Here is a 20,354-nt window from a genome sequence, read left to right as displayed (position 1 = left end):
TGCAATGAACGCGCCCAAACCCGCTTCACCTCCCGTACTGAAACTCGAAGGCGTCAGCCGGCAACGCGCCGGGCGCCCGGCCGTGCACCAGCTCAACCTGACCCTGGAGGCCGGGCAAGTGCTTGGCCTGCTTGGGATCAACGGGGCCGGCAAGTCCACCACCCTGGCCATGATCGCGGGGGCCTTGCTGCCCGATGAAGGCACCATCGAACTGCAGGGCAAGGACTTCCAGGAGTACCCGGAACAGGCCGGGCAGGTGCTGGGATGGCTGCCGGAAAGTGCCCCAACGTGGCCAGAACTGACCGTGCGCGAACATCTTGACGCCCATGGCCGCCTGCGCGGGCTCAAAGGGGCCGATCTCAAGCGAGCCGGCGACGCGGTGCTGGCCCGGCTGGAATTGAACGACCTGCAGCGCCGCCTTGCCGGCGTGCTGTCCCAGGGCCAGCGCCAGCGCCTGGGGCTGGCCTGCGCCCTGCTCCATCGCCCGGCCTTGCTGGTGCTGGACGAGCCGGCCAATGCGCTGGACCCGGTGCAGGTGGTCGCACTTCGCGGCCTGCTGCGCGAAGTGGCGGCGGCGGGCACGGCGGTCATCCTCTCCACCCATCAGTTGGGGGAGGTCACCGCGGTCTGCGACCGCGTTGCGATCCTGCACGAAGGCACGCTGCGCTACGACCAGCCCCTGCACGCGAACGGACACACCGCCTTGGAAAAAACCTTCTTCGACATCGCCCTGGCCGGCAGGATGCAGCCCGCATGACGCTACTTGCCGTGACGCGGCTGGAATTGCGCCGCCTGTTCGTACGCCCGCTGGGCTGGATCATCGGCGCGCTCGCGCTGGCGGAGCTGGGCTGGCGCTTCGCCCTGCTGCTGCAGTTCTTCCTGATGAACCAGGTACAGCTGGCCAGCATTCCCGATGGCCCCGGCTACACCGACATTGTCATCATGCCGTTGCTGAGCAGCATCGCGTTGCCGTTCGCGCTGGCCGAGCTGGCGTTGCTGATCGTGCCGCTGCTGACCATGTCCAGCCTGGCGTCCGAGCGCGCGGCCGGAACGCTTGGACTGCTGTATGCAAGCGGCCTGTCCGCCACGCGCATCTTCATCGGCAAATACCTGGCCGTGCTGGTCTGGCTTGCACTGTGGCTGGCACTGGCGCTCGCCATTCCGGTGAGCATGGCGCAGGGTGCGCATCTGGACTGGGGCAAGCTGGCGGCGGCGACGCTCGGCACCTTCCTCACGCTTGCGGTGCTCGCCGCCATCGGCCTGGCGTGTTCGGCGTTTTCGCAGCATCCGGCCGCATCGGCGGCACTGGCGCTGATCGTCAGCGTCACCCTCTATTGCGTCAACCTCGGCGCGCAGCACGCAGGCGTCGACAGCGGGTTCATCAACTGGCTGGCGATGAGCACGCATCAGGACAACATGATGCGCGGCCTGGTTTCGAGCGTCGATGTCAGCTGGTTCCTGCTGGCCATCGCGGTAGCGCTGGCACTGGGCATCCATCGGCTGGCATCGGACAAGGAGCGCGGCTGATGAGCATACCGTTCATGCGGCGGCTTCGCGGCTGGCTGTTTGCGCTGCTGGTGCTGGCCGCCGCCGGCGCCGCCGGTTTTCTCACTTCGCGCCACGAGGTGGTGAGCGACTGGAGTTATCTGGGCCGTGCCAGCATCCCGCCGCAGACCCGCGCGATCCTGGCGAAAGCCAATGGCCCCATCGACATGGTCAGTTACGCCAGTCCACAAGGCGACCTGCGCGAAAGCGTGGCCAGAGCGCTAAAACGCTACCAGCAGGCCAAGCCGGATCTGCACCTTAGCTTCGTCGATCCACAGAAAGACCCCGCCGCGATGCGCAACCTCGGGATTACGGTGGATGGCGAATTGATTCTGCACTATCGCGATCGCGAACAGCGCCTGGACACGCTTACCGAACGCAGCCTTACCGACGCGTTCGAGCGCCTGGTGCGCGGCAACGACCGCATCGTGGCCTTCGTCACCGGCGACGGCGAGCGCCGCGCCGACGGCGATGCCAACGCGGACCTGGGCATCTTTGTGCAGCAGCTCGAACACAGCGGCATGCGCGCGGTGCCGTTGAATTTCTCCCAAGTCACCCGCGTTCCCGAGCACACCGACCTGGTCGTGCTGGCCGGTCCGCAGGCCGCGCTATCGCCCGGTGCGGTGAAAGCGCTGGTCGATTACGTGGGCGGCGGCGGCAACCTGCTGTGGCTGGCCGATCCGGGCAACCAGGATCCGGGCCTGCAACCGCTCGCCGACGCGCTGGGCATTCGCGTGCTGCCCGGCGAACTGGTCGATGCCTCGGCCGCCGCCGGCCTGAAAGACCCGCGCATGATCGTACTGGGCGACTATCCGCCCAGCGACATCACGCGCGGCTTCACGCTCACCACGCTGTTCCCCGAAGTGGCGCCGCTGGCCGAAGTAAACAAAAGCGACTGGCAGATCGTGCCGTTCCTGCGCTCCAGCGCACAGGCGAGCACCCAATCGGTCGGAGCCGCGCAGGCCAATGCGCTGAAGGGGCCGCTGGATTTCGGCTTCGCGCTCAGCCGGCTTTCGCCCAGCCCCGCCAAGAGCGAGCAACGCGTGGTGGCGATCGGCAACGGCGATTTTCTTTCCAACAGCTATCTTGGCAACGGCGGCAATCGCGCGCTGGGCGAGCGCATCTTCAACTGGCTGCTCGGCGACGACGCTCTGATCAACATGCCGCCGCGCGGCGCGCCCGATCGCGTACTGATGATTTCACAAGGCCGACTGGATGCATTGAGCATCACCTACATCCTCGGCATGCCGCTGCTGTTGATCATTGCCGGCGGCCTGATCGCCTGGCGCCGGCGCCGCGCATGAAACGTGCAGTGCGTCGGCAACGGGTGTTCGCCGCCGCCGTGCTGGCGCTGCTGGCGGCGGCGTGGTGGCAATTGCGCAGCGATCGCGCATCCGCGCCGGGCACGCTGCTTGCGATCGATCCCGATGCGATCACGCACGTGGATCTGCAGATCGGCAACGCGGCTGAACACTATCTCAAACGCAACGGCCATTGGTGGCGCACCGACCAGCCCAGGCTCGCCCGCGCGGACGACCTGCGCCTTGGCGAACTGACGCGCATCGCCGCCGCGCCGGTGCAAAGCTGGCAGCCGATGGATCGCTACGATCCGGCGAAAATCGGTCTCTCGCCCGCGCAGGCAAGACTGGATCTGGACGGCCATACGCTGTTGTTTGGCGGCATGACCGCGATCGGCCAGTCCTGCTACGTGCTGGACGGCCAGCGGGTCGGCATCGTTTCTCTGCGCTACATGCCCCGTTCGGCGCAAAGCGCATCGATCAAGGCACAGTGACATGCCGGAACTGCCCGAAGTGGAAACCACCCGGCGCGGCATTGCCCCGCACCTGATCGGCCGGCGCATTGCAAAGGTGACGTTGCGCCGCGCCGATCTGCGCTGGCCGATTCCGCGCGAAATTTCCCAGCTGCTGCCGGGACAGCGCATCGACGAGGTGGAGCGCCGCGCCAAATACCTGCTGCTGCATACCGCCGCCGGCAGCGCGCTGCTCCATCTGGGCATGACCGGCGTGTTGCGCGTGCTGCCGCCGGACATCCCACCCGGCGCGCACGATCACGTAGACCTGCTGCTGGAGCCGAACCCGCAGACGGGCGAGCGCATCCTGCGCTTCACCGATCCGCGCCGCTTCGGCTGCCTGCTGTGGCAGCCGCCCGGCACCACGCACGAACTGCTTGCCGGACTCGGCCCCGAACCGCTCACCGATGCGTTCGATGGCGCGCTGCTGTGGCGGCGCTCGCGCGGGCGCAAGGCGGCGGTGAAATTATTCCTGATGGACAACGCGATCGTGGTGGGCGTGGGCAACATCTACGCCAGCGAAGCCTTGTTCGCCGCCCGCATCGATCCGCGCCGTGCCGCCGGCACCGTGACGCGCCCGCGCTACGAACGGCTGGCCGCGGAAGTGAAGCGTATCCTGGCGTGGGCGATCGAACGCGGCGGCACCACGCTGCGCGACTTCCTCAATCCGGACGGGGCACCCGGTTATTTCTTCCGCGAACTGTTCGTCTACGGACGCGAAGGCGAACCGTGCAAGGTATGCGGCACGCCGATCCGGCAGGCCGTGCTCGGGCAGCGCTCGACTTTCTGGTGTCCACGCTGCCAGAAGTGAGCACCTTGCGCGCCCGCCTTGCGCAAACTCATTCGTGGCCCGGCCAGTAGAACGCCACGTAGGTGTTGTTGAACTGCGGATGGTCGTAGCCGCCGCCGAGTTCGGCCACCAGGCCGCCGAACATGCCGTCCACGTCCAGCGTCTGTCCATCGACGAAGCGCGCGCCCAGCGCCTGCAGCTCCATCAGGCGCTGCACCAGTGTGCCGGCGCGATCGACCTGGGCGGGGGGCACGTCATGCAGGCTGATGTCGGGGCGGCCGAACTTGCGCAGGCCGCGCGTGTGGATCCATAGGCGATCGGAATCTTCCTCCTGGTCGCGCAGGATCAGCACATGGTTGCGCAACGGCGCGCCGTCTTTGACCACATAGCGGTCGCGCCACTCCTCGGCGTCGAACAAGGTGAGGATCTGCGGATCGAGGATGGCCACGCCGCCGATGTCGAGCAAGCCTGCCAGCACGCCGAACACGTCGCGCAGGTAGCCGGTGTCGGGGCTGTCCTTGAAGCGGCCGCGGATCACCAGCACTTGCGGCGCGGCGACGGCTTTTTCGAACGCCTCCGGCGAGTCGTTCTCGAACAGCTCGCCCAGCGCCCCCTTCAGCGGATAGCCGTCCCATTCGCGCAGGCTGCTGTGGTGGTGGCTGGACAGTTCCACTTCCTCGGGCAAGCCATCGCTGCCATACGGCGCGGACGGTACGCGGACCGGCTTGAAATCGCCGAAGACATAGAACTGCAGGACGATTTCCTCGTCGTTCGGCTGCCAGTGCGGGCGCTGCCAGGCGGGGAAGGGTATCGGGTGGCTCATGCTTGGTTTCCTTGTCGCGGCGCCGCGGCGCATCAGTGCTTGTCGTCCAGCGGCAGGCCGGGTTGTTTCAGTTCGATGCGACCGCATCCCTGGGTAATTTTCTTGAATTCCGCGCGGCTCACCGAGACATAGCGTTCGTTGCCGCCGATCTCAACCTGCGGGCCTTCGGTCATCGCCCGTCCCTGTTCATCCACGCGCACCACCATGGTGGCCTTGCGGCCGGTGTGGCAGATGGTCTTGATCTCTTCCAGGCTGTCGGCCCAGGCCAGCAGGTAGCGGCTGCCCTCGAACAATTCGCCGCGAAAATCGGTGCGCAGGCCATAGGCCAGCACCGGAATGTTAAGCGTGTCGACCACGTCGGACAGCTGCCACACCTGTGCCTTGCCCAGAAACTGCGCTTCGTCGACGAACACGCAATGCAGCGCGCCATGCTCGGCGATGTCCGCCTGCACCAGCGCGAGGAGGTCGGTGTCGGCGACGAAACGCCGCGCCTGCGATCTGAGCCCGATGCGCGATGCCACCACGCCCTCGCCGTAACGGTTGTCCAGCGCCGGGGAGAGAATCAACGTGCGCATGCCGCGCTCGAAGTAGTTGTAAGCGCTCTGCAGCAAGTTGGTGGTCTTGCCGGCATTCATTGCCGAATAATAGAAATAGAGCTTGGCCATGCGGGCGCCGGGTTGCCGAATGGCGCATGGTAACCTGCCGCGCTGCCATCGGAACGGGTCCGGCGCAAGCCTGCTCGGGGCAGCCGGCGTTTGCTAGGATCGTTCGCTACGCCCGCCACCTTCCTACCGGTCCGTCGCCGCATGCTCAACCCCCAACAATTGGCCGCCGTCGAGCACGTGGAAAGCCCGCTGCTGGTGCTGGCCGGCGCCGGCTCCGGCAAGACCTCGGTGATCACCCAGAAGATCGCCCACCTGGTGCAGCGGCGCAAGCTGCCGCCCTCGAAAATCGCCGCCATCACCTTCACCAACAAGGCCGCGCGCGAGATGCGCGAGCGCGTGGGCAAGCTGGTGAGCGCGGACGATGCGCAGGCGCTGACCGTGTGCACCTTCCACGCCCTCGGCTTGAAATTCCTGCAGATCGAACACGAACGCGCCGGCCTGCGCCGCGGCTTTTCCGTGCTCGATGCCGACGACAGCGAAAACATCGTCAAGGAACTGGCCCCCAAAGGGGCCAAACCCGACGTTTTGTTCGGCCTGCGCAACCTGCTCAGCCGCGCCAAGAACGGCGGCCTTTCGCCGGAGGAAGCCCTCGCCGCCGCGCGCAGTCCGCGCGAGCTGGAAGCGGCCACCCTCTACCAGATGTACCAGCAGCGCCTGGCCGCGTTCAACGCGGTGGATTTCGACGACCTGATCCGCCTGCCGCTGCGCATCCTGGAAAGCGACCAGGCATGCCGCGACGGTTGGCGCGAACGCCTGCGCTATCTGCTGGTGGACGAATACCAGGACACCAACGACGCGCAGTACCGCCTGCTGAAGGCTTTGTCCGGCGAACGCGGCAACTTCACCTGCGTGGGCGACGACGACCAGTCGATCTACGCCTGGCGCGGCGCGAACCCCCAGAACATCGACCAGCTCGGCAAGGACTGGCCAAGCCTGCGCGTCATCAAGCTCGAACAGAACTACCGCTGCGGCAAGCGCATCCTGCGCGCCGCCAATCAACTGATCGCCAACAACCCGCACTTGCACACCAAGAAGCTGTGGAGCGAGCACCCCGAAGGCGCGCCGATCCGCATTATCGAGTGCAAGGACGGCGAGCACGAAGCCGAGCGCATCGCCGGCATGGCCGCCACGCTGGCCGAAAAGCACAAGGTGCGCTGGCACGACATGGCGATCCTGTATCGCGGCAATTTCCAGGCACGTCCGCTGGAAAAAGCGCTGCGGCTGGCACGCGTGCCGTATCACCTCACCGGCGCGCTGTCGTTTCTCGATCGCGCGGAAGTGAAAGACCTGCTGTGCTATCTGCGCCTGCTCACCAACCCCAGCGACGACGCCGCGTTCCTGCGCGTGGTGAACGTACCCAAGCGCGAGATCGGTTCCACCACGCTGGAAAAGCTCGGCCAGCTGGCGCAATCGCGGCACAGCTCGTTGCTCGATGCGATCCGCAGCGACAGCGTGTTGCGTCAGCTCACGCCGCGTCCGGCAGCGGCGCTGGCGTCGTTTTCGGATCTGCTGGACCAATTGCGCAGCGCTTCCCTGCATGAAAGCGCGGCGGACCTGGTCGAACGCGTGCTGACACGCACGCAATACGCCGCGCACATCGCCACCGGCACCGCCGATGCCGCGCTGCGCGAGCGCCGCCTTGGCAATCTGCGCGAACTGGCCGACTGGTTCGGCGCGATGCAGAAAGGCGGCAGCGGCGCGGGCGATCTCGCCTCGCAGTTGGCGCTGCTCAGCCACGCCGATCGCGAGGAGCCCGGCAACGCGCTGCGCATGATGACCTTGCATGCGGCCAAAGGGCTGGAATTCCGCTTTGTCTTTATCGTCGGCTGCGAGGAAGGCACGCTGCCGCACGAAGGCGCCATCGACGAAGGCCGCACCGACGAGGAGCGCCGCCTGATGTACGTGGGCATTACGCGCGCCAAGGAACTGCTGACCTTGTCCTGGTCGTCCAAAACCAGGCGCTACGGCGAAATCCACAGCAACCAGCCCAGCCGCTTCCTGCACGAACTGCCGCAGGACGACCTGCATTGGGAAGGCAAGGATCCCGAAGCGGACAAGGAAGCGGTGCGCGAAACCGCCGAATCGCACATGGCGAAAATCGCCGCGATGCTGGCCGGCAACTGAGGTGATCGCATGAACAACGCCCACGGCTTTCCGCCGGAACAGCGCGAAGGGCTGTACCGCGCCATTCACGAGCGCCGCGACGTGCGCTCGCAGTTCCTGCCCGACCCCATCGCGCCCGACGTGCTGGCGCGGCTGCTGCGCGCGGCGCATCACGCGCCGTCGGTCGGCTTCATGCAGCCGTGGGATTTCCTGGTCATCGACAGCATCCAGGTCAAGCGCCAGATCAAGGCGCTGTACGAACAAGCCAACGCCGATGCGGCCAACAACTACAGCGACGAACGCGCGGCGCTGTATCGCCGCTTGAAGCTGGAAGGCATCGTCGACAGCCCGATCAACCTGTGCATCACCTGCGACCGCCAGCGCGGTGGCCCGCACGTGCTCGGGCGCAATACGATGCTGGAAACCGATCTGTTCAGCACCTGCCTGGCCGTGCAGAACCTATGGCTGGCCGCGCGCGCCGAAGGCATCGGCGTAGGCTGGGTAAGCATCGTCGATCCGGCACAATTGGCGCAGACATTGCAGTTGCCCGAACACGTGCAACCGGTCGCGTACCTGTGCCTGGGCTACGTCAGCCAATTTCTGCCGCGCCCGGAACTGGAAATCGCCGGCTGGCGTTCGCGCCTGCCGCTGGAGCAGCTGCTGCACGGCAATACCTGGGGCCAGCCGCTGGAAGACGAGGCGCTGCTGGCCCAGGTGCGCACGGCCGCCGAAGGCCATTGAGCGCAACGCGCTCAGATCATCCCTTCGGTTTCCAGCTCGCTCTTCAGGTAGGCATAGTAGATCGGCGCCGCGACCAGTCCCGACAGGCCAAATGCCGCCTCCATCACCAGCATCGCCACCAGCAGTTCCCACGAGCGGGCGCGGATCTGCGTGCCGATGATCTGCGCGTTGAGGAAATACTCCAGCTTGTGGATCACGATCAGGAAACCGAGCGAGGCGGCCGCCACCCATACCGACACCGACAGCGCGGCGATCGTCACGGCGGTATTGGAAATCAGGTTGCCGATCACCGGCAGCAGGCCGGCGATGAAGGTCAGCACGACCAGCGTCTTGGCCAGCGGCACGTGGATATCCATCAACGGCAGCACGCCCAGCAGAAACACCGCCGTGGCGAGGGTGTTGATCAGCGAGATCTTGATCTGCGCGAACACGATATTGTGGAAGGCTTCGGCCAGATGCTGGCAACGCTCGCCCAGCGCGGCGGCCAGTGGCCCGACCTGATGCGACGGACGCTCGCGATTGAGCGCCACCAGCGCGCCCAGCGCCAGGCCGATGACGATGCGCACCAGCACGCGCACGGTTTCCTTGCCCGCCATCTGCAAACTCAGTGCGTGCTTGCGGGTGAGATCCAGCGCCATCACGCGCAGTTCGTCCACGCTGTCGGGCAGCCAGCCGGTGAGCGTGGCGGGCAATTGCTGGCGCGCCTTCTCCACCATCGGCATCAGCTGCTGCTGCCACATCAGGTCCGGGTTGCCGATTTCCTTGCGGAAGAAGCTGATCAGCGCAACCACCAGCAAGGTCAGCAGCCCCACCACGATCACGCCCAGCCCCGTCACGACCACCAGGCGCGCACGCTCGCCGGAAATACGCCGACCCAGCAGCGGTGTCATCGCGTGTACCAGCTCATACACCAGCAGACCCGCGAACAAGGCCGGCAACAGGCGTATTTCCAGCACCAGCAGCATCGCGACGGCGGCCAGCACGTAGCTGGCGATGCGAATGCCGCGCGTAGGATCGAGGGAGACAGGCATCGACACTTGCTCTGAAAATCAGGTACTGGCAAGTCTGTCATAAACTTTCGCCATCCTGACTACGCACGTTTATTTCTTCATGTCTTCCACAGGGTGCTCCATGTCCAAGATCCTGCCCATGCTGATGGGCTCGTTGTTCGCGCTTTGCGGTTGTGCCAGCCAGGCCCCTCATGCAGCGCCCATGCCGGCGCCGGCTGCAGCCACGCCGCCGGCCGCGCCGCTTGCGCCGCCGCCGGTGCGCCCCGACGACAACCTCAACGCCGTCGCATGGACGCAGACCGCGCCCGAACACGACCTGATCTACCTGGAAACCTTCCGCGACGCGCAGTCGCAGTTGCTGGCGGCGATCAAGGACAAGCAGTGGGATGCGCTGCCCAAGGATGACCGCCTGACGCCGTACAAAAACCTCAAGCCCGCCGTCATCCTGGACATCGATGAAACCGTGCTCGACAACTCGCCCTACCAGGCGCGCCTGATCCGCAGCGGTGGGGAATTCAACGAAGCGGACTGGGCCGCCTGGTGCAAGGAAGAACATGCACGCGCCCTGCCCGGCGCGGTCGCCTTCACGCAGTTCGCGGCCAAGCATGGCGTGGCGGTGATCTACATCTCCAACCGCTCGCAGGATCTGGATGCCGCCACCATTGACAACCTGCGCAAGGTGGGCCTGCCCGTGTCCGGCCCGCAGGCGTTCCTGGGCCTTGGCACCATCCTCAAGGGCTGCGATCAGGTCGGCACCGAAAAGAACTGCCGCCGCCAGCTGGTCGGCCAGCACTATCGCGTGCTGATGCAGTTCGGCGACCAGCTCGGCGATTTCGTCACCGTGCTCAGCAACACCCGGGCCGGCCGCGTGCAGGCGATTGCGCCCTATCTGGACTGGATCGGCCGCCGCTGGTTCGTGCTGCCCAACCCGACCTACGGCTCGTGGGAGCCGGCCCTGTTCAACAATGATTGGAGCACCCCGCGCGACCAGCGGCGGCAGCAGAAGATCGACGCCTTGCGCATAGAATGATTAAATATCAAATACTTATGTGATTACATCTAAAGTATTGCCTGAACTCGAATAGGCCCGTATCATGGCCCGGCCGGAACCTGCTGACCTCCAATTCACTGCGGGCCTGGCCATTTCCCTTCCGGCAATGCCGGCATCACCCCGCGAGGCCCAACGCCCGTGGGGTTTTCTTTAAGATCTACCGCCAGCCCACGCCTGCCCCGCCGCAGGTTACCGCCCTACTGAGCGAGATATTCCATGCGTTTTCAGACACTTAGCTGCAGCATGCTGCTTTTGGCGACGCTTGCGCTGGTCGCCTGCCACAACAAGGAAGAAGCCTCCACGGCACCCGGCGGCGCCACGCCGGAAGCGGCCGTCGAGCAATCCGTGACGTTGATCAAGAACGGCGATTTCGCCGGCTTCTGGAAACAGGCGCTGCCCGCGGCCGATTACGCCAACCTGCGCGCCGACTGGAAACTGCAGCCGATGGATCACAAGCCGATCACCGACGAGGAGCGTGCCCGCTTCGCCAGCGCCGTGCAGCAGCTCACCGAGCCCGATGCGCAAGCCAAGCTCTACCAGCAGTTGCAACCCAAGCTGGCGCAGATGGAACAGCAGTACCACGACCAGCTGCCGGTGATGATCGGCATTGGCCAGGCCATCCTCACCACCGGCATCGCGCAAAGCAAGACGTTGACCGAAGACCAGAAGCAGCAGGCGCGCGACGCGCTCAACGTGCTGCTGCCATGGGCGCAGCAGACGCCGTGGTTCGACCAGGACAAGGCCAAGCAGGCCGTGGGCGTGGTGGTGACCACCGCGCGCCAGCTCGACTTGAAGAGCCCCGACCAGCTGCAGAACATGGATTTCGATACCGCCATGAAGCAGTACTCGATCGCCTACGGCGGCATCAAGCAGTTATTGACGATCTATGGCCTGTCGGTCGATGACACCTTGAACTCGGTGAAGGTCTCCAGCCAGAACGTCGATCACGATCACGCGACCGTGAAGATCGACTACACCTTGCTCGGCAAACCGCTCAGCGCGTCCTCGCAGTTAGTGCAGGTGGATGGGCGCTGGTACAGCCAGGACCTGATCAACAGCGCACGTGCGCAACACCAGCAATCGCTGCATCCGGCCCCGGCGAGCAGCACGGCGCCGTCCGTGGCGCCGGCCAGCAGCGCCGCCGCGCCGGTCTTCGCACCGGCATCGGCCAAGGCAGCCTCGACACCGCCGGCGCTAGCCGCCAAACCGTGAGCTGAGCGCCGTCCCGCTACACTATGCCGATGCCTAGCCGCCTGTCTTCACGTTCCAAACACCCCGCCCCGCGCCCGAGCGACCGCGATCCTGCGCTGCCGCCCGGTTGCGCATCGGCACGTCTGCCTTCGTTACCCCTTGGGCAGCACGGGGCATGTGGAACATGAAGACCGGCACCTCGACCGCTCCATCCAGTTACCGCAGCCGCGCCCCGTGGTGGTTCAACCTCACCGGGCACCTGCTGGAACCGTGGATCCACATCCGCCGCGATCCGGCCGAACCGGCCGGCCTGCTGCAAGGGGATGCGCCGGTCTGCTACGTGATCGAGCGCGACGGTCTTTCCGACGGGCTGATCCTGGAGCGCGCCTGCCGCGAAGCCGGCCTGCCCAGCCCCATGCAGCCGCTGGCGCATACGCGCCGCAAGCGCTCGGTGTTCGCGCTGGCGCGCCGCGACGGCTGGATCTTCGGACGCAACCGACAGCGATCGCCAAACGAACCCCTCGGCCAACTGATCCGCTCGCTGGAAGGGTTCCCTGAGCGCGACGTGCAGATCGTGCCGGTGTCGATCTACGTCGGCCGCGCGCCCTCGCGCGAGTCGGGCTGGTTCAGTGTGCTGTTCGCGGAAAACTGGGTGGTGGTCGGCCGCTTCCGCCGCATGCTCGCCCTGCTGCTCAACGGACGCGACACGGTGGTGCACTTCTCAGCGCCCGTATCGCTGCGCAGCGTGATGAATGAGGCGGGCGACATCCGCCCCGAACGCTTCGCGCGCAAGATCGCGCGCGTGCTGCGCACGCACTTCCGCCGCATCCGCGCCGCGGTGATCGGCCCGGACCTTTCGCACCGCCGCACCATGGTCGATGCCGTGCTCAACGCCGAGCCCGTGCGCGCCGCCATCGCCGCCAATGCGGCCAAGGAAAACGTTCCCTACGCCAAGGCCTGGGAACACGCCTACAAAATGGTGCTGGAGATCGCCGCCGACTATTCGCACCCAGTGGTGCGCTCGGCCTCGTTCCTGCTGCGCAACTTCTGGAACAAGCTGTACGACGGCATCACCATGCACCACTTCGACAAGGCGCGTGCGGCCGCGCCCGGCTACGAAGTGGTGTACGTGCCCACCCATCGCAGCCATGCCGACTACCTGCTGATGTCCTATCAGCTGCATGCATCGGGCGTGGTGGTGCCGCACATCGCGGCGGGCGTCAACCTCAACCTGCCGCTGATCGGCCCGATCCTGCGCCGCGGCGGCGCGTTCTTCCTGCGCCGCAGCTTCAAGGGCAACGCGCTGTATTCGGTGGTGTTCAAGGAATACATGGCGCAGCTGATCGACCGCGGCGTGCCGATGGAATACTTCATCGAAGGCGGCCGCTCGCGCACCGGCCGGCTGCTCGCGCCGCGCGCGGGCCTGCTGGTAATGACCTTGCGCGCCTTCCTGCGCGCGCCACGTCGCCCGGTGCTGTTCCAGCCGGTCTACATCGGCTACGAAAAGCTGATGGAGGGCAAAAGCTACATCGGCGAGCTGTCGGGCAAGCCCAAGGAAAAGGAATCGCTGATCGGCCTCATTCGCGGCCTCGGCGTGCTGCGCCAGCGCTACGGCCACGTCGCGCTGAATTTCGGCGAGCCGATCGAACTGACCCCCCTGCTCGACGCCGCCGCGGCCAACTGGCGCGACACCACCACCGATCCGGAGGCCAGGCCGGAGTGGTTCAACGGCGTGGTCAACGAGCTGGCGGAAAAGATCCAGGTCAACATCAATCGCGCGGCGGACGTCAACCCGATCAACCTGCTCGCGCTGGCCCTGCTTGCCACGCCCAAGCACGCCATGGCCGAAAGCGACCTGCTCGCGCAGCTGGAACTGATGAAGGCGCTGCTGGAAGAGCTGCCCTATTCCGACCGCGTCACGTTCACCCCGCTCGATCCGCCCGCGATCATCGCCTACGGCGAGCAGATGAGCTGGATCACGCGCGTGCGCCATCCACTGGGCGACGTGCTGACGGTGGAAAGCGAGCAGGCGGTATTGCTGAGCTACTTCCGCAACAACGTGCTGCACCTGACCACGCCCGCCGCGTGGGTGGCCTGCTGCTTCCTCAACAATCGCCGCATGTCGCGCGCATCGATCCTGCGCCTGGGCCGCATCATCTACCCCTTCATCCAGGGCGAGCTGTTCCTGCCATGGGATTCGGAAGGCTTCGGCGCGCAGCTGCAGGCCACCATCGATTTCTTCGTGCGCCGGGGCTTGCTGGAAGCCACCGGCGAAGGCCGGGTGCTGGAACGCGGCCCCGGCCAGGACGACGCGGCGTATCAATTGAAAGTGATCGCGCGCAGCCTGATCCAGGCGTTCGAGCGCTATTACATCGCCATCGCCGCGCTGGTGAAAAACGGTCCGCACACCATTACCGCCGCCGAGCTGGAAAACGTCTGCACCCTCACTGCGCAGCGCCTGAGCCTGCTCAGCGAGCCGTCCGCGCCGGAATTTTTCGACAAGGCGCTGTTCCGCGGTTTCATCCAGAAATTGCGCGAAAGGCGCGTGGTGTGGACCGACGACGAGGGCAAGCTCGACTACGACACGGTGCTGGAAGGCATGGTGCGCGATGCGCGCGTGATCCTGGCCCGCGAAATACGCCACGCCATCCTCAAGATCACCGGCAACGACAGCGAGAAAGAAAACCAGCGCGCCGCCGAGGCCGAATCCGCGGCCGCTCCCGCCGAAGCAACGAACACCAGCGAAGAGCTGCACGCGCGTCACGTTAAATTCGAGCATCGCGAGCACGAGCACGCCCATGCGCCCGAGGATCAGGACAAGGACTGATCCCTTGCCGACTGCGGCAAACGGTTACCGGCACCTCACCGTCATTCCGGTGCCGGCCGCCATGACGGCGAGGGCGAGATGGGTGGTGGGCCTCCATCGCACCCGACACCGCGATTTTCGATCAAAGAAACCCTCGCCTACCGCACCGGCGCAATCCCCGCCTCGATCGCTTCCATCACGCAGCGCCTGAACCACGCATGCGCCGGATCGTCATGCGTCGAGGCATGCCAGTACGCCACGATTGGAAACGCCTTCAGCTTGATCGGCAGCGGCAGCACCGCGATCGGCAGCAGCGAGGACAAATGCAGTGCATACGAGCGCGGCACGGTCAGCAGCAGGTCGGTGCCCGAAGCAATCTGGCAGGCGGAGAAATAGTGCTGACACACCAGCCGGATCTGGCGAAACGTGCCGCTCTGCCCAAGCAAAACATCGAGCGCGCCGATTTCTCCGAACGGCGACACGGTGACGTGCTGGGCGGCAAGGTAGTCGCTGCGTTTCAGTGACGATGCCAGCGGATGGCCGGCGCGCATGACCACCACCAGGGTTTCTTCGGCCAGCTGACGGCTCATGATCTGGGGACCGCCACGCAGCGGGCGATCCACGATCAGGCTCAAGGTGCCCGCGCGCATTTCCCGGTCCACTTCGCCGGCCGCGATGCGATGGCTTACCACCCGTACGCGCGGCGCTTCGCGCTCGATGCGCTTGAGCAGCGCGGGCAACGCAATCGATTCCAGAATGTCGCGAAAGCCGACGGTGAATTCCAGCTCCAGCCGGGCCGGATCGAAATGCGGCTGCACATGCGCGGTGGCGTGCAGGCCTTCCAGGTGTGCCTGCACGGCGGGCATCATCGTGCGCACTTTTTCGGTAGGTAACAGGCGATTGCCCTGGCGGATGAACAGCGGATCGCCCAGGTGGTCGCGCAGGCGCTTGAGCGCGTGGGTCACCGCCGGCTGCGTGAGGTGCAGCACGCGCGCCGCCGCGCTGACGCCGCCATAGGTGTAGATCGCGTCCAGTACGCGGAACAGATTGAGGTCCAGGCGGCTGTCGGTGCGTTCCATAAGCGCTCCAGCTAAGCGCTTGCAGCATACGCCAAGCCATGCATGAAAGTGATAGGTACCTATAAGACATATTCATTTCAATAATCCCCTTGGAAGGGCGTAGGCTGAGCCGATTGAGGAGATACCCCCTTGGATTTCGCGCCTTCCGAACGTACCCAGGCCCTGGCCGAACGGCTTGCCCGCTTTATGCGCGAAGAGATCGCGCCGGCCGAAGCGGTCTACGCGGCAGAGCTGAGCGGTAACGCCGACCACCGCTTCTGGCGCCAGCCGCCGATCATGGAAACGCTCAAGGCCAAGGCGCGCCAGGCGCGGCTGTGGAATCTGTTCCTGCCCGATGCCGAATACGGCGCGGGCCTGGGCAACGCCGACTACGCGCCGCTGGCCGAAATCATGGGCCACTCTTTCATCGCGCCCGAAGTGTTCAACTGCAGCGCGCCCGACACCGGCAACATGGAAGTGCTGCACCGCTACGGCTCGGCCGAGCAGCGCGAGCGCTGGTTGAAGCCGCTGCTGGACGGCGAGATCCGCTCGGCTTTCTGCATGACCGAACCGGATGTGGCTTCCTCGGACGCCACCAACATGCGTGCCACCGCACACGTCGATGGCGATGAGGTGATACTGAACGGCCGCAAATGGTGGACCACTGGCGCCGGCCATCCGCATTGCCGCTTCGTCATCTTCATGGGCCTGAGCGATCCGGACGCCGAACCGCACAAGCGGCACGCGATGGTGATCTGCCCAATCGACGCGCCCGGCGTGAAGATCGAACGCATGCTGCCGGTGTTTCATCACTACGACGAACCCTCCGGCCATGGCGAACTGAGTTTCACCGACGTGCGCGTACCCGCGAGCCATGTGATCCTCGGGCCCGGACGCGGCTTCGAGATCGCGCAGGGGCGCCTGGGCCCCGGACGCATCCACCACTGCATGCGCGCGATCGGTGCGGCCGAACGTGCGCTCGCGTTGCTGTGCCAACGCGCCCGCTCGCGCAAGGCCTTCGGCAAGCACCTGGCGGATCTGGGCGGCAATCCGGACATCGTGGCGAACCTGCGCATGGCGATCGAACAGGCGCGCCTGCTTACCTTGAAGACGGCATGGACGCTCGATACGCAAGGCACCAAGGCCGCACTGGGGCTGATCTCGCAGATCAAGGTGGTGGTGCCTGCCGTGGCGCAACAGGCGGCGGACGCGGCCATCCAGATCCACGGCGGCGCCGGCCTTTGCGACGATTTTCCGCTGACCCAGCTGTTTGCGTATGCGCGTGTATTGCGCCTGGCCGATGGTCCGGATGAAGTGCACCGCGGCGTCATCGCCAAGCTCGAAGCCAAGGCCCAGGCGCACAGGGAGATGGTTTGATGAGCGACACGCTCGATCAGGCGCGCGCCTTGCGCGAAGAAGATGCGTTCGACGTCGCGCGCGTGGATGCCTATCTCAAACGTCACATCGACGGCCTGGAGGGCACGCCGACTGTGGCGCAGTTTCCCGGCGGCGCCTCCAATCTCACCTATCTGCTCACTTACGCCGGCCGCGAAGTGGTTTTGCGGCGACCGCCCGCCGGCGCCAAGGCAAAATCCGCGCACGACATGCTGCGCGAAGCGCATGTGATGGCGGCGCTGAAGCCGCACTATCGGTATGTGCCGTCCATCCTCGCCATCGGCGAGGACGAATCGGTCATCGGCCAGCACTTCTACGTCATGGAGCGGCTGCGCGGCACCATCCTGCGCCGCGACCTGCCCGCGCAGCTTGGCCTGGACGCTGATGGCGTACGCAAGCTCTGCCACGGTTTCATCGATCGCCTGGTTCAATTGCATCAGGTCGATGCTTCGCGCACCGAGTTGCAAGCCATCGGCAAAGGCGAAGGCTACATCGCGCGACAGGTCGCCGGCTGGAGCGAGCGCTGGCGCCAGGCGCTCACCGAGGGCACCGACGCCTGCGAAGACGTACTCGCCTGGCTTGCCCAAAAGCAGCCCGCGCGCGACAACGGCACCTGCGTCATCCACAACGATTACCGCTTCGATAACGTGGTGCTCGATCCTGGGCAACCGCTGCACATCATCGGCGTGCTCGATTGGGAGATGGCCACGCTCGGCGATCCGCTGATGGATCTGGGCGGCTCGCTGGCCTACTGGGTGCAGGCGGACGACGATGCGGTATTCCAATCATTCCGTCGCCAGCCTTCCAACGCGGCCGGCATGCTTGCGCGACGCGAGGTCATCGACTATTACGGCAGCCGCACAGGCTTGAGCGTGGACAATTTTGATTTCTACGAAGTGTTCGGCCTGTTCCGGCTGATGGTGATCATCCAGCAAATCTACCGCCGCTTCGTGCTGGGCCAGACCACTAACCCGCAATTCGCCGGCTTTGGCGACGCCGCCCGCTACATGGGAGCGCGCTGTCGCCGCATCATCGCGCGCTCGGTGTTGTGACGGTGCGCAGCGTGCTTTTGATCCGTCACGGCCAGGCCAGCTTTCGCGCGGCCGATTACGACCGGCTTTCGCCGCTGGGCGAAGAGCAATCGCGGCGCCTCGGCGCATGGCTGGCAAGCACTGATCGCGCACCCGATCTGGTGGCCATCGGTCCGCGCGAACGCCATCGGCGCACCGCGCAACTGTGCCTGCAAGCCGCTGGCGTCGAACCACCGTTGCTTGAGCTGGATGGCCTGGATGAAGTCGATCATGAGGAACTGCTGGCGCGGCTTCGACCCGATCTGGCCTCGCCCGAAGCCCTGCGCGCGGAACTGAAACAGACGTCTGATCCGTATCGCGCCTTCCAGCAATTGTTCGTCGCCGCGATCGAGCGCTGGACCGGCGGCGCGCATGACGCCCACTACACACTCACCTGGCCGTCCTTCCGCACGCGCGCACTGGACGCCCTGCAGACCCTTGCCGAGCACGGCGCAAAAAACATCTGGGCGTTTACTTCGGGCGGCCCGATCGCCGTGCTTACCAATACGATCGTCGGCGCGCCGGCAGGGCAAACGTTCAAGCTCAGCTGGCCGCTGGTCAACACCAGCCTGACGCGCCTGCGCTTGAGCAAGCAAGGTCATGCGCTGGTGACCTACAACGCGTGGCCGCACTTGGCGCGGATGGAAGACAGCGCATTGGTCACGCACCGCTAAACACAACCCCTTCAACGGATACCGCACCATGAGCGCACCGCCAAGTTTCGATCTCTCGGGAAAGATCGCCATCGTCACCGGCGCCAGCCGCGGTATCGGCGCGGACATTGCCAGGCTGCTGGCGGCGCAGGGCGCGCACACCATCGTATCCAGCCGCAAACAGGCCGATTGCCAGGCGGTGGTCGATGAGATCGTCGGCGCCGGCGGTTCGGCTCAAGCCCTTGCCTGTCATATCGGCGAGATGGAGCAGATCGAAACCTTGTTCGCGCAGGTGGCGCAGCAGCATGGGCGGCTGGATATCCTGGTCAACAACGCCGCCACCAATCCGTTCTTCGGCTCGATTCTCGATACCGAGCCTTCGGTGTTCCAGAAAACCGTGGATGTGAACATTCGCGGTTACTTCTACATGTCCACGCACGGCGCGCGGCTGATGGCCAAGAACGGCGGCGGCTCGATCATCAACGTGGCGTCGGTGAACGGCGTGGTGCCCGGGTTCCAGCAAGGCATTTATTCGATCACCAAGGCCGCGGTCATTTCGATGACCAAGGCGTTCGCGGTGGAGTGCGCGCAGGCAGGCGTGCGCTGCAACGCGCTGCTGCCGGGCCTTACCGACACCAAGTTCGCCTCGGTGCTGGTCCATACGCCCGCCATCCTCAAGCAGGCGCTGGCGCACGTACCGATGCGCCGCGTGGCGCAGCCCTCGGAAATGGCGGGCGCGGCGCTTTACCTCGCTTCCGACGCGGCCTCCTACACCACCGGCGCGGTGTTGAACGTCGACGGCGGCTACCTCTGCATTTGAAAAACCAAGGACACCCATGACTGATACCTCGATCAAACGCGTCGCCGGCAAGCGCGCCTTCGTCACTGGCGCGGCAGGCGGGCTTGGTGCCGCCACCGCACGCATGCTGGCGCGCCACGGCGCCAAGGTGTTCATCACCGATGTCGATGAAGCGGCCGTGCAGGCGGTGGCCGCCGGCATCAATCGCGAAGCCGGCGCCGAGGTGGCATGGGCGGCCAGGCAGGATGTGCGCGACGAAACCGTCTGGCAACACCTGCTGGACGACGCAGCGCGGACCATGGGCGGCTTGTCGGTACTGGTCAACAACGCGGGCATCGGATCGCTGGGCAGCGTCGAACGCATCGAACTGAAAGAATGGCGGCGCGTGATGGAGGTGAACGTGGAAAGCATCCTGCTCGGCTGCAAACACGCGCTGCCGCACCTGCGCCAGCAGCAGCCCGGGTCGATCGTGAACATTTCTTCGCTGGCCGCCTTCAAGGTGGATCCCGATTACACCGCCTACAACACCTCCAAGGCGGCGGTCGCCATGCTCACCAAGTCGGTGGCGGTCGATTGCGCGCGGCAGAACCTCGACGTGCGCTGCAACTCGATCCACCCGGCTTTCATCCGCACCGGCATCGTAGCCCCCTTCTTCGCCTCGCTGGGCGAAGAGGAAGCCACGCGCAAGCTCACGCGCGGCATCCCGATGCGTCGCCTGGGCGAACCCGACGACGTGGCTTACGCGGTGCTGTATCTGGCCTCCGACGAAAGCCGCTACGTCACCGCCGCCGAACTTGTGCTCGACGGCGGCGCCTGCGCCGTGTAACGACTCTTTCCGCAAAGG

19 protein-coding genes are annotated in these 20,354 nt (G+C 65.6%); 15 read left to right on the top strand and 4 right to left on the bottom strand.

Features of this window, described 5'->3' with window-relative positions:
• Positions 1-4 precede the first annotated feature (4 nt).
• The 5 genes from VME63_RS12830 to mutM are packed head-to-tail and all read left to right on the top strand — an operon-like array spanning position 5 to position 4,166.
• The gene (locus tag VME63_RS12830) at positions 5-757 is read left to right on the top strand and encodes an ABC transporter ATP-binding protein (protein WP_325433748.1); all 753 of its coding nucleotides are present in this window, start codon (positions 5-7) and stop codon (positions 755-757) included.
• Complete coding sequence (locus VME63_RS12825; protein ID WP_325433747.1) at positions 754-1,527, top strand: ABC transporter permease; 774 nt, start codon at positions 754-756, stop codon at positions 1,525-1,527. The genes VME63_RS12830 and VME63_RS12825 overlap by 4 nt, the downstream gene beginning before the upstream one ends.
• Complete coding sequence (locus tag VME63_RS12820) at positions 1,527-2,849, top strand: GldG family protein (protein WP_325433746.1); 1,323 nt, start codon at positions 1,527-1,529, stop codon at positions 2,847-2,849. The genes VME63_RS12825 and VME63_RS12820 overlap by 1 nt, the downstream gene beginning before the upstream one ends.
• Entirely contained in the window at positions 2,846-3,337 is a 492-nt protein-coding gene (locus tag VME63_RS12815) for a hypothetical protein (RefSeq protein WP_325433745.1), read from the top strand. The genes VME63_RS12820 and VME63_RS12815 overlap by 4 nt, the downstream gene beginning before the upstream one ends.
• A gap of 1 nt (position 3,338) precedes the next feature.
• Positions 3,339-4,166 (top strand): bifunctional DNA-formamidopyrimidine glycosylase/DNA-(apurinic or apyrimidinic site) lyase, encoded by an 828-nt coding sequence (gene mutM, locus VME63_RS12810; protein WP_325433744.1) that lies wholly within the window; start codon positions 3,339-3,341, stop codon positions 4,164-4,166.
• 28 nt (positions 4,167-4,194) lie between these two features.
• On the opposite strand, the gene VME63_RS12805 is transcribed toward mutM, so the two are convergent.
• Together VME63_RS12805 and VME63_RS12800 are read right to left on the bottom strand one after the other, a co-directional pair.
• A complete protein-coding gene (locus VME63_RS12805; protein ID WP_325433743.1) occupies positions 4,195-4,968 on the bottom strand; it encodes a hypothetical protein in 774 nt (257 codons plus the stop codon).
• Between the two features lie 32 nt (positions 4,969-5,000).
• On the bottom strand, positions 5,001-5,633 hold the full coding sequence (locus tag VME63_RS12800) for a thymidine kinase (protein WP_325433742.1): 633 nt from the start codon (positions 5,631-5,633) through the stop codon (positions 5,001-5,003).
• A 141-nt stretch (positions 5,634-5,774) separates the two neighbouring features.
• On the opposite strand from VME63_RS12800, the gene VME63_RS12795 reads away from it, so the two are divergent.
• Both VME63_RS12795 and bluB read left to right on the top strand, forming a co-directional pair.
• Positions 5,775-7,757: a UvrD-helicase domain-containing protein gene (locus VME63_RS12795; protein WP_325433741.1), complete on the top strand. Its 1,983-nt coding sequence runs from the start codon at positions 5,775-5,777 to the stop codon at positions 7,755-7,757.
• A gap of 9 nt (positions 7,758-7,766) precedes the next feature.
• Positions 7,767-8,477: a 5,6-dimethylbenzimidazole synthase gene (gene bluB / locus VME63_RS12790; RefSeq protein ID WP_325433740.1), complete on the top strand. Its 711-nt coding sequence runs from the start codon at positions 7,767-7,769 to the stop codon at positions 8,475-8,477.
• 11 nt (positions 8,478-8,488) lie between these two features.
• Here the strand turns inward: bluB and VME63_RS12785 are convergent, their stop codons facing one another.
• A complete protein-coding gene (locus VME63_RS12785) occupies positions 8,489-9,508 on the bottom strand; it encodes an AI-2E family transporter (protein WP_325433739.1) in 1,020 nt (339 codons plus the stop codon).
• Positions 9,509-9,608: 100 nt separating this feature from the next.
• On the opposite strand from VME63_RS12785, the gene VME63_RS12780 reads away from it, so the two are divergent.
• The 3 genes from VME63_RS12780 (at position 9,609) to plsB (ending at position 14,556) form a co-directional block, all read left to right on the top strand.
• The gene (locus tag VME63_RS12780) at positions 9,609-10,517 is read left to right on the top strand and encodes a 5'-nucleotidase, lipoprotein e(P4) family (RefSeq protein ID WP_325433738.1); all 909 of its coding nucleotides are present in this window, start codon (positions 9,609-9,611) and stop codon (positions 10,515-10,517) included.
• A gap of 237 nt (positions 10,518-10,754) precedes the next feature.
• On the top strand, positions 10,755-11,750 hold the full coding sequence (locus tag VME63_RS12775) for a hypothetical protein (protein ID WP_325433737.1): 996 nt from the start codon (positions 10,755-10,757) through the stop codon (positions 11,748-11,750).
• A gap of 163 nt (positions 11,751-11,913) precedes the next feature.
• Positions 11,914-14,556 carry a glycerol-3-phosphate 1-O-acyltransferase PlsB gene (gene plsB / locus VME63_RS12770; RefSeq protein WP_414648261.1) on the top strand — a complete coding sequence of 881 codons (2,643 nt, stop codon included), beginning with the start codon at positions 11,914-11,916 and terminating at the stop codon, positions 14,554-14,556.
• A 137-nt stretch (positions 14,557-14,693) separates the two neighbouring features.
• On the opposite strand, the gene VME63_RS12765 is transcribed toward plsB, so the two are convergent.
• Positions 14,694-15,614: a LysR family transcriptional regulator gene (locus tag VME63_RS12765; protein WP_325433735.1), complete on the bottom strand. Its 921-nt coding sequence runs from the start codon at positions 15,612-15,614 to the stop codon at positions 14,694-14,696.
• A gap of 129 nt (positions 15,615-15,743) precedes the next feature.
• Here VME63_RS12765 and VME63_RS12760 point away from each other — a divergent pair, with 129 nt between their 5' ends.
• From VME63_RS12760 to VME63_RS12740, 5 genes are read left to right on the top strand one after another with little or no spacing between them, the layout of a single operon-like run.
• Complete coding sequence (locus tag VME63_RS12760; RefSeq protein ID WP_325433734.1) at positions 15,744-16,970, top strand: acyl-CoA dehydrogenase family protein; 1,227 nt, start codon at positions 15,744-15,746, stop codon at positions 16,968-16,970.
• Positions 16,970-18,040: a phosphotransferase family protein gene (locus VME63_RS12755; protein ID WP_325433733.1), complete on the top strand. Its 1,071-nt coding sequence runs from the start codon at positions 16,970-16,972 to the stop codon at positions 18,038-18,040. Before VME63_RS12760 ends, VME63_RS12755 begins: the two co-directional genes overlap by 1 nt.
• 11 nt (positions 18,041-18,051) lie before the next feature.
• Positions 18,052-18,732: a histidine phosphatase family protein gene (locus tag VME63_RS12750; protein ID WP_325433732.1), complete on the top strand. Its 681-nt coding sequence runs from the start codon at positions 18,052-18,054 to the stop codon at positions 18,730-18,732.
• 28 nt (positions 18,733-18,760) lie between these two features.
• Complete coding sequence (locus VME63_RS12745; protein ID WP_325433731.1) at positions 18,761-19,531, top strand: SDR family oxidoreductase; 771 nt, start codon at positions 18,761-18,763, stop codon at positions 19,529-19,531.
• A 16-nt stretch (positions 19,532-19,547) separates the two neighbouring features.
• Complete coding sequence (locus VME63_RS12740; protein WP_325433730.1) at positions 19,548-20,336, top strand: SDR family oxidoreductase; 789 nt, start codon at positions 19,548-19,550, stop codon at positions 20,334-20,336.
• The last annotated feature ends 18 nt before the right edge of the window (positions 20,337-20,354 follow it).

The organism is Dyella sp., from assembly GCF_035503745.1.
Lineage (GTDB): Bacteria > Pseudomonadota > Gammaproteobacteria > Xanthomonadales > Rhodanobacteraceae > Dyella_B.
Note: the sequence above shows the minus strand (reverse complement) of the source record. Positions and strands in the feature narration are given on the sequence as shown.

What these genes read in the sequence shown, in the direction of transcription:
- VME63_RS12830 (WP_325433748.1), top strand. Translation starts at nt 5, where the DNA reads ATGAACGCGCCCAAACCCGCTTCACCTCCCGTACTGAAACTCGAAGGC.
- VME63_RS12825 (WP_325433747.1), top strand. Translation starts at nt 754, where the DNA reads ATGACGCTACTTGCCGTGACGCGGCTGGAATTGCGCCGCCTGTTCGTA.
- VME63_RS12820 (WP_325433746.1), top strand. Translation starts at nt 1,527, where the DNA reads ATGAGCATACCGTTCATGCGGCGGCTTCGCGGCTGGCTGTTTGCGCTG.
- VME63_RS12815 (WP_325433745.1), top strand. Translation starts at nt 2,846, where the DNA reads ATGAAACGTGCAGTGCGTCGGCAACGGGTGTTCGCCGCCGCCGTGCTG.
- mutM (WP_325433744.1), top strand. Translation starts at nt 3,339, where the DNA reads ATGCCGGAACTGCCCGAAGTGGAAACCACCCGGCGCGGCATTGCCCCG.
- VME63_RS12805 (WP_325433743.1), bottom strand. Translation starts at nt 4,968, where the DNA reads ATGAGCCACCCGATACCCTTCCCCGCCTGGCAGCGCCCGCACTGGCAG.
- VME63_RS12800 (WP_325433742.1), bottom strand. Translation starts at nt 5,633, where the DNA reads ATGGCCAAGCTCTATTTCTATTATTCGGCAATGAATGCCGGCAAGACC.
- VME63_RS12795 (WP_325433741.1), top strand. Translation starts at nt 5,775, where the DNA reads ATGCTCAACCCCCAACAATTGGCCGCCGTCGAGCACGTGGAAAGCCCG.
- bluB (WP_325433740.1), top strand. Translation starts at nt 7,767, where the DNA reads ATGAACAACGCCCACGGCTTTCCGCCGGAACAGCGCGAAGGGCTGTAC.
- VME63_RS12785 (WP_325433739.1), bottom strand. Translation starts at nt 9,508, where the DNA reads ATGCCTGTCTCCCTCGATCCTACGCGCGGCATTCGCATCGCCAGCTAC.
- VME63_RS12780 (WP_325433738.1), top strand. Translation starts at nt 9,609, where the DNA reads ATGTCCAAGATCCTGCCCATGCTGATGGGCTCGTTGTTCGCGCTTTGC.
- VME63_RS12775 (WP_325433737.1), top strand. Translation starts at nt 10,755, where the DNA reads ATGCGTTTTCAGACACTTAGCTGCAGCATGCTGCTTTTGGCGACGCTT.
- plsB (WP_414648261.1), top strand. Translation starts at nt 11,914, where the DNA reads ATGAAGACCGGCACCTCGACCGCTCCATCCAGTTACCGCAGCCGCGCC.
- VME63_RS12765 (WP_325433735.1), bottom strand. Translation starts at nt 15,614, where the DNA reads ATGGAACGCACCGACAGCCGCCTGGACCTCAATCTGTTCCGCGTACTG.
- VME63_RS12755 (WP_325433733.1), top strand. Translation starts at nt 16,970, where the DNA reads ATGAGCGACACGCTCGATCAGGCGCGCGCCTTGCGCGAAGAAGATGCG.
- VME63_RS12745 (WP_325433731.1), top strand. Translation starts at nt 18,761, where the DNA reads ATGAGCGCACCGCCAAGTTTCGATCTCTCGGGAAAGATCGCCATCGTC.
- VME63_RS12740 (WP_325433730.1), top strand. Translation starts at nt 19,548, where the DNA reads ATGACTGATACCTCGATCAAACGCGTCGCCGGCAAGCGCGCCTTCGTC.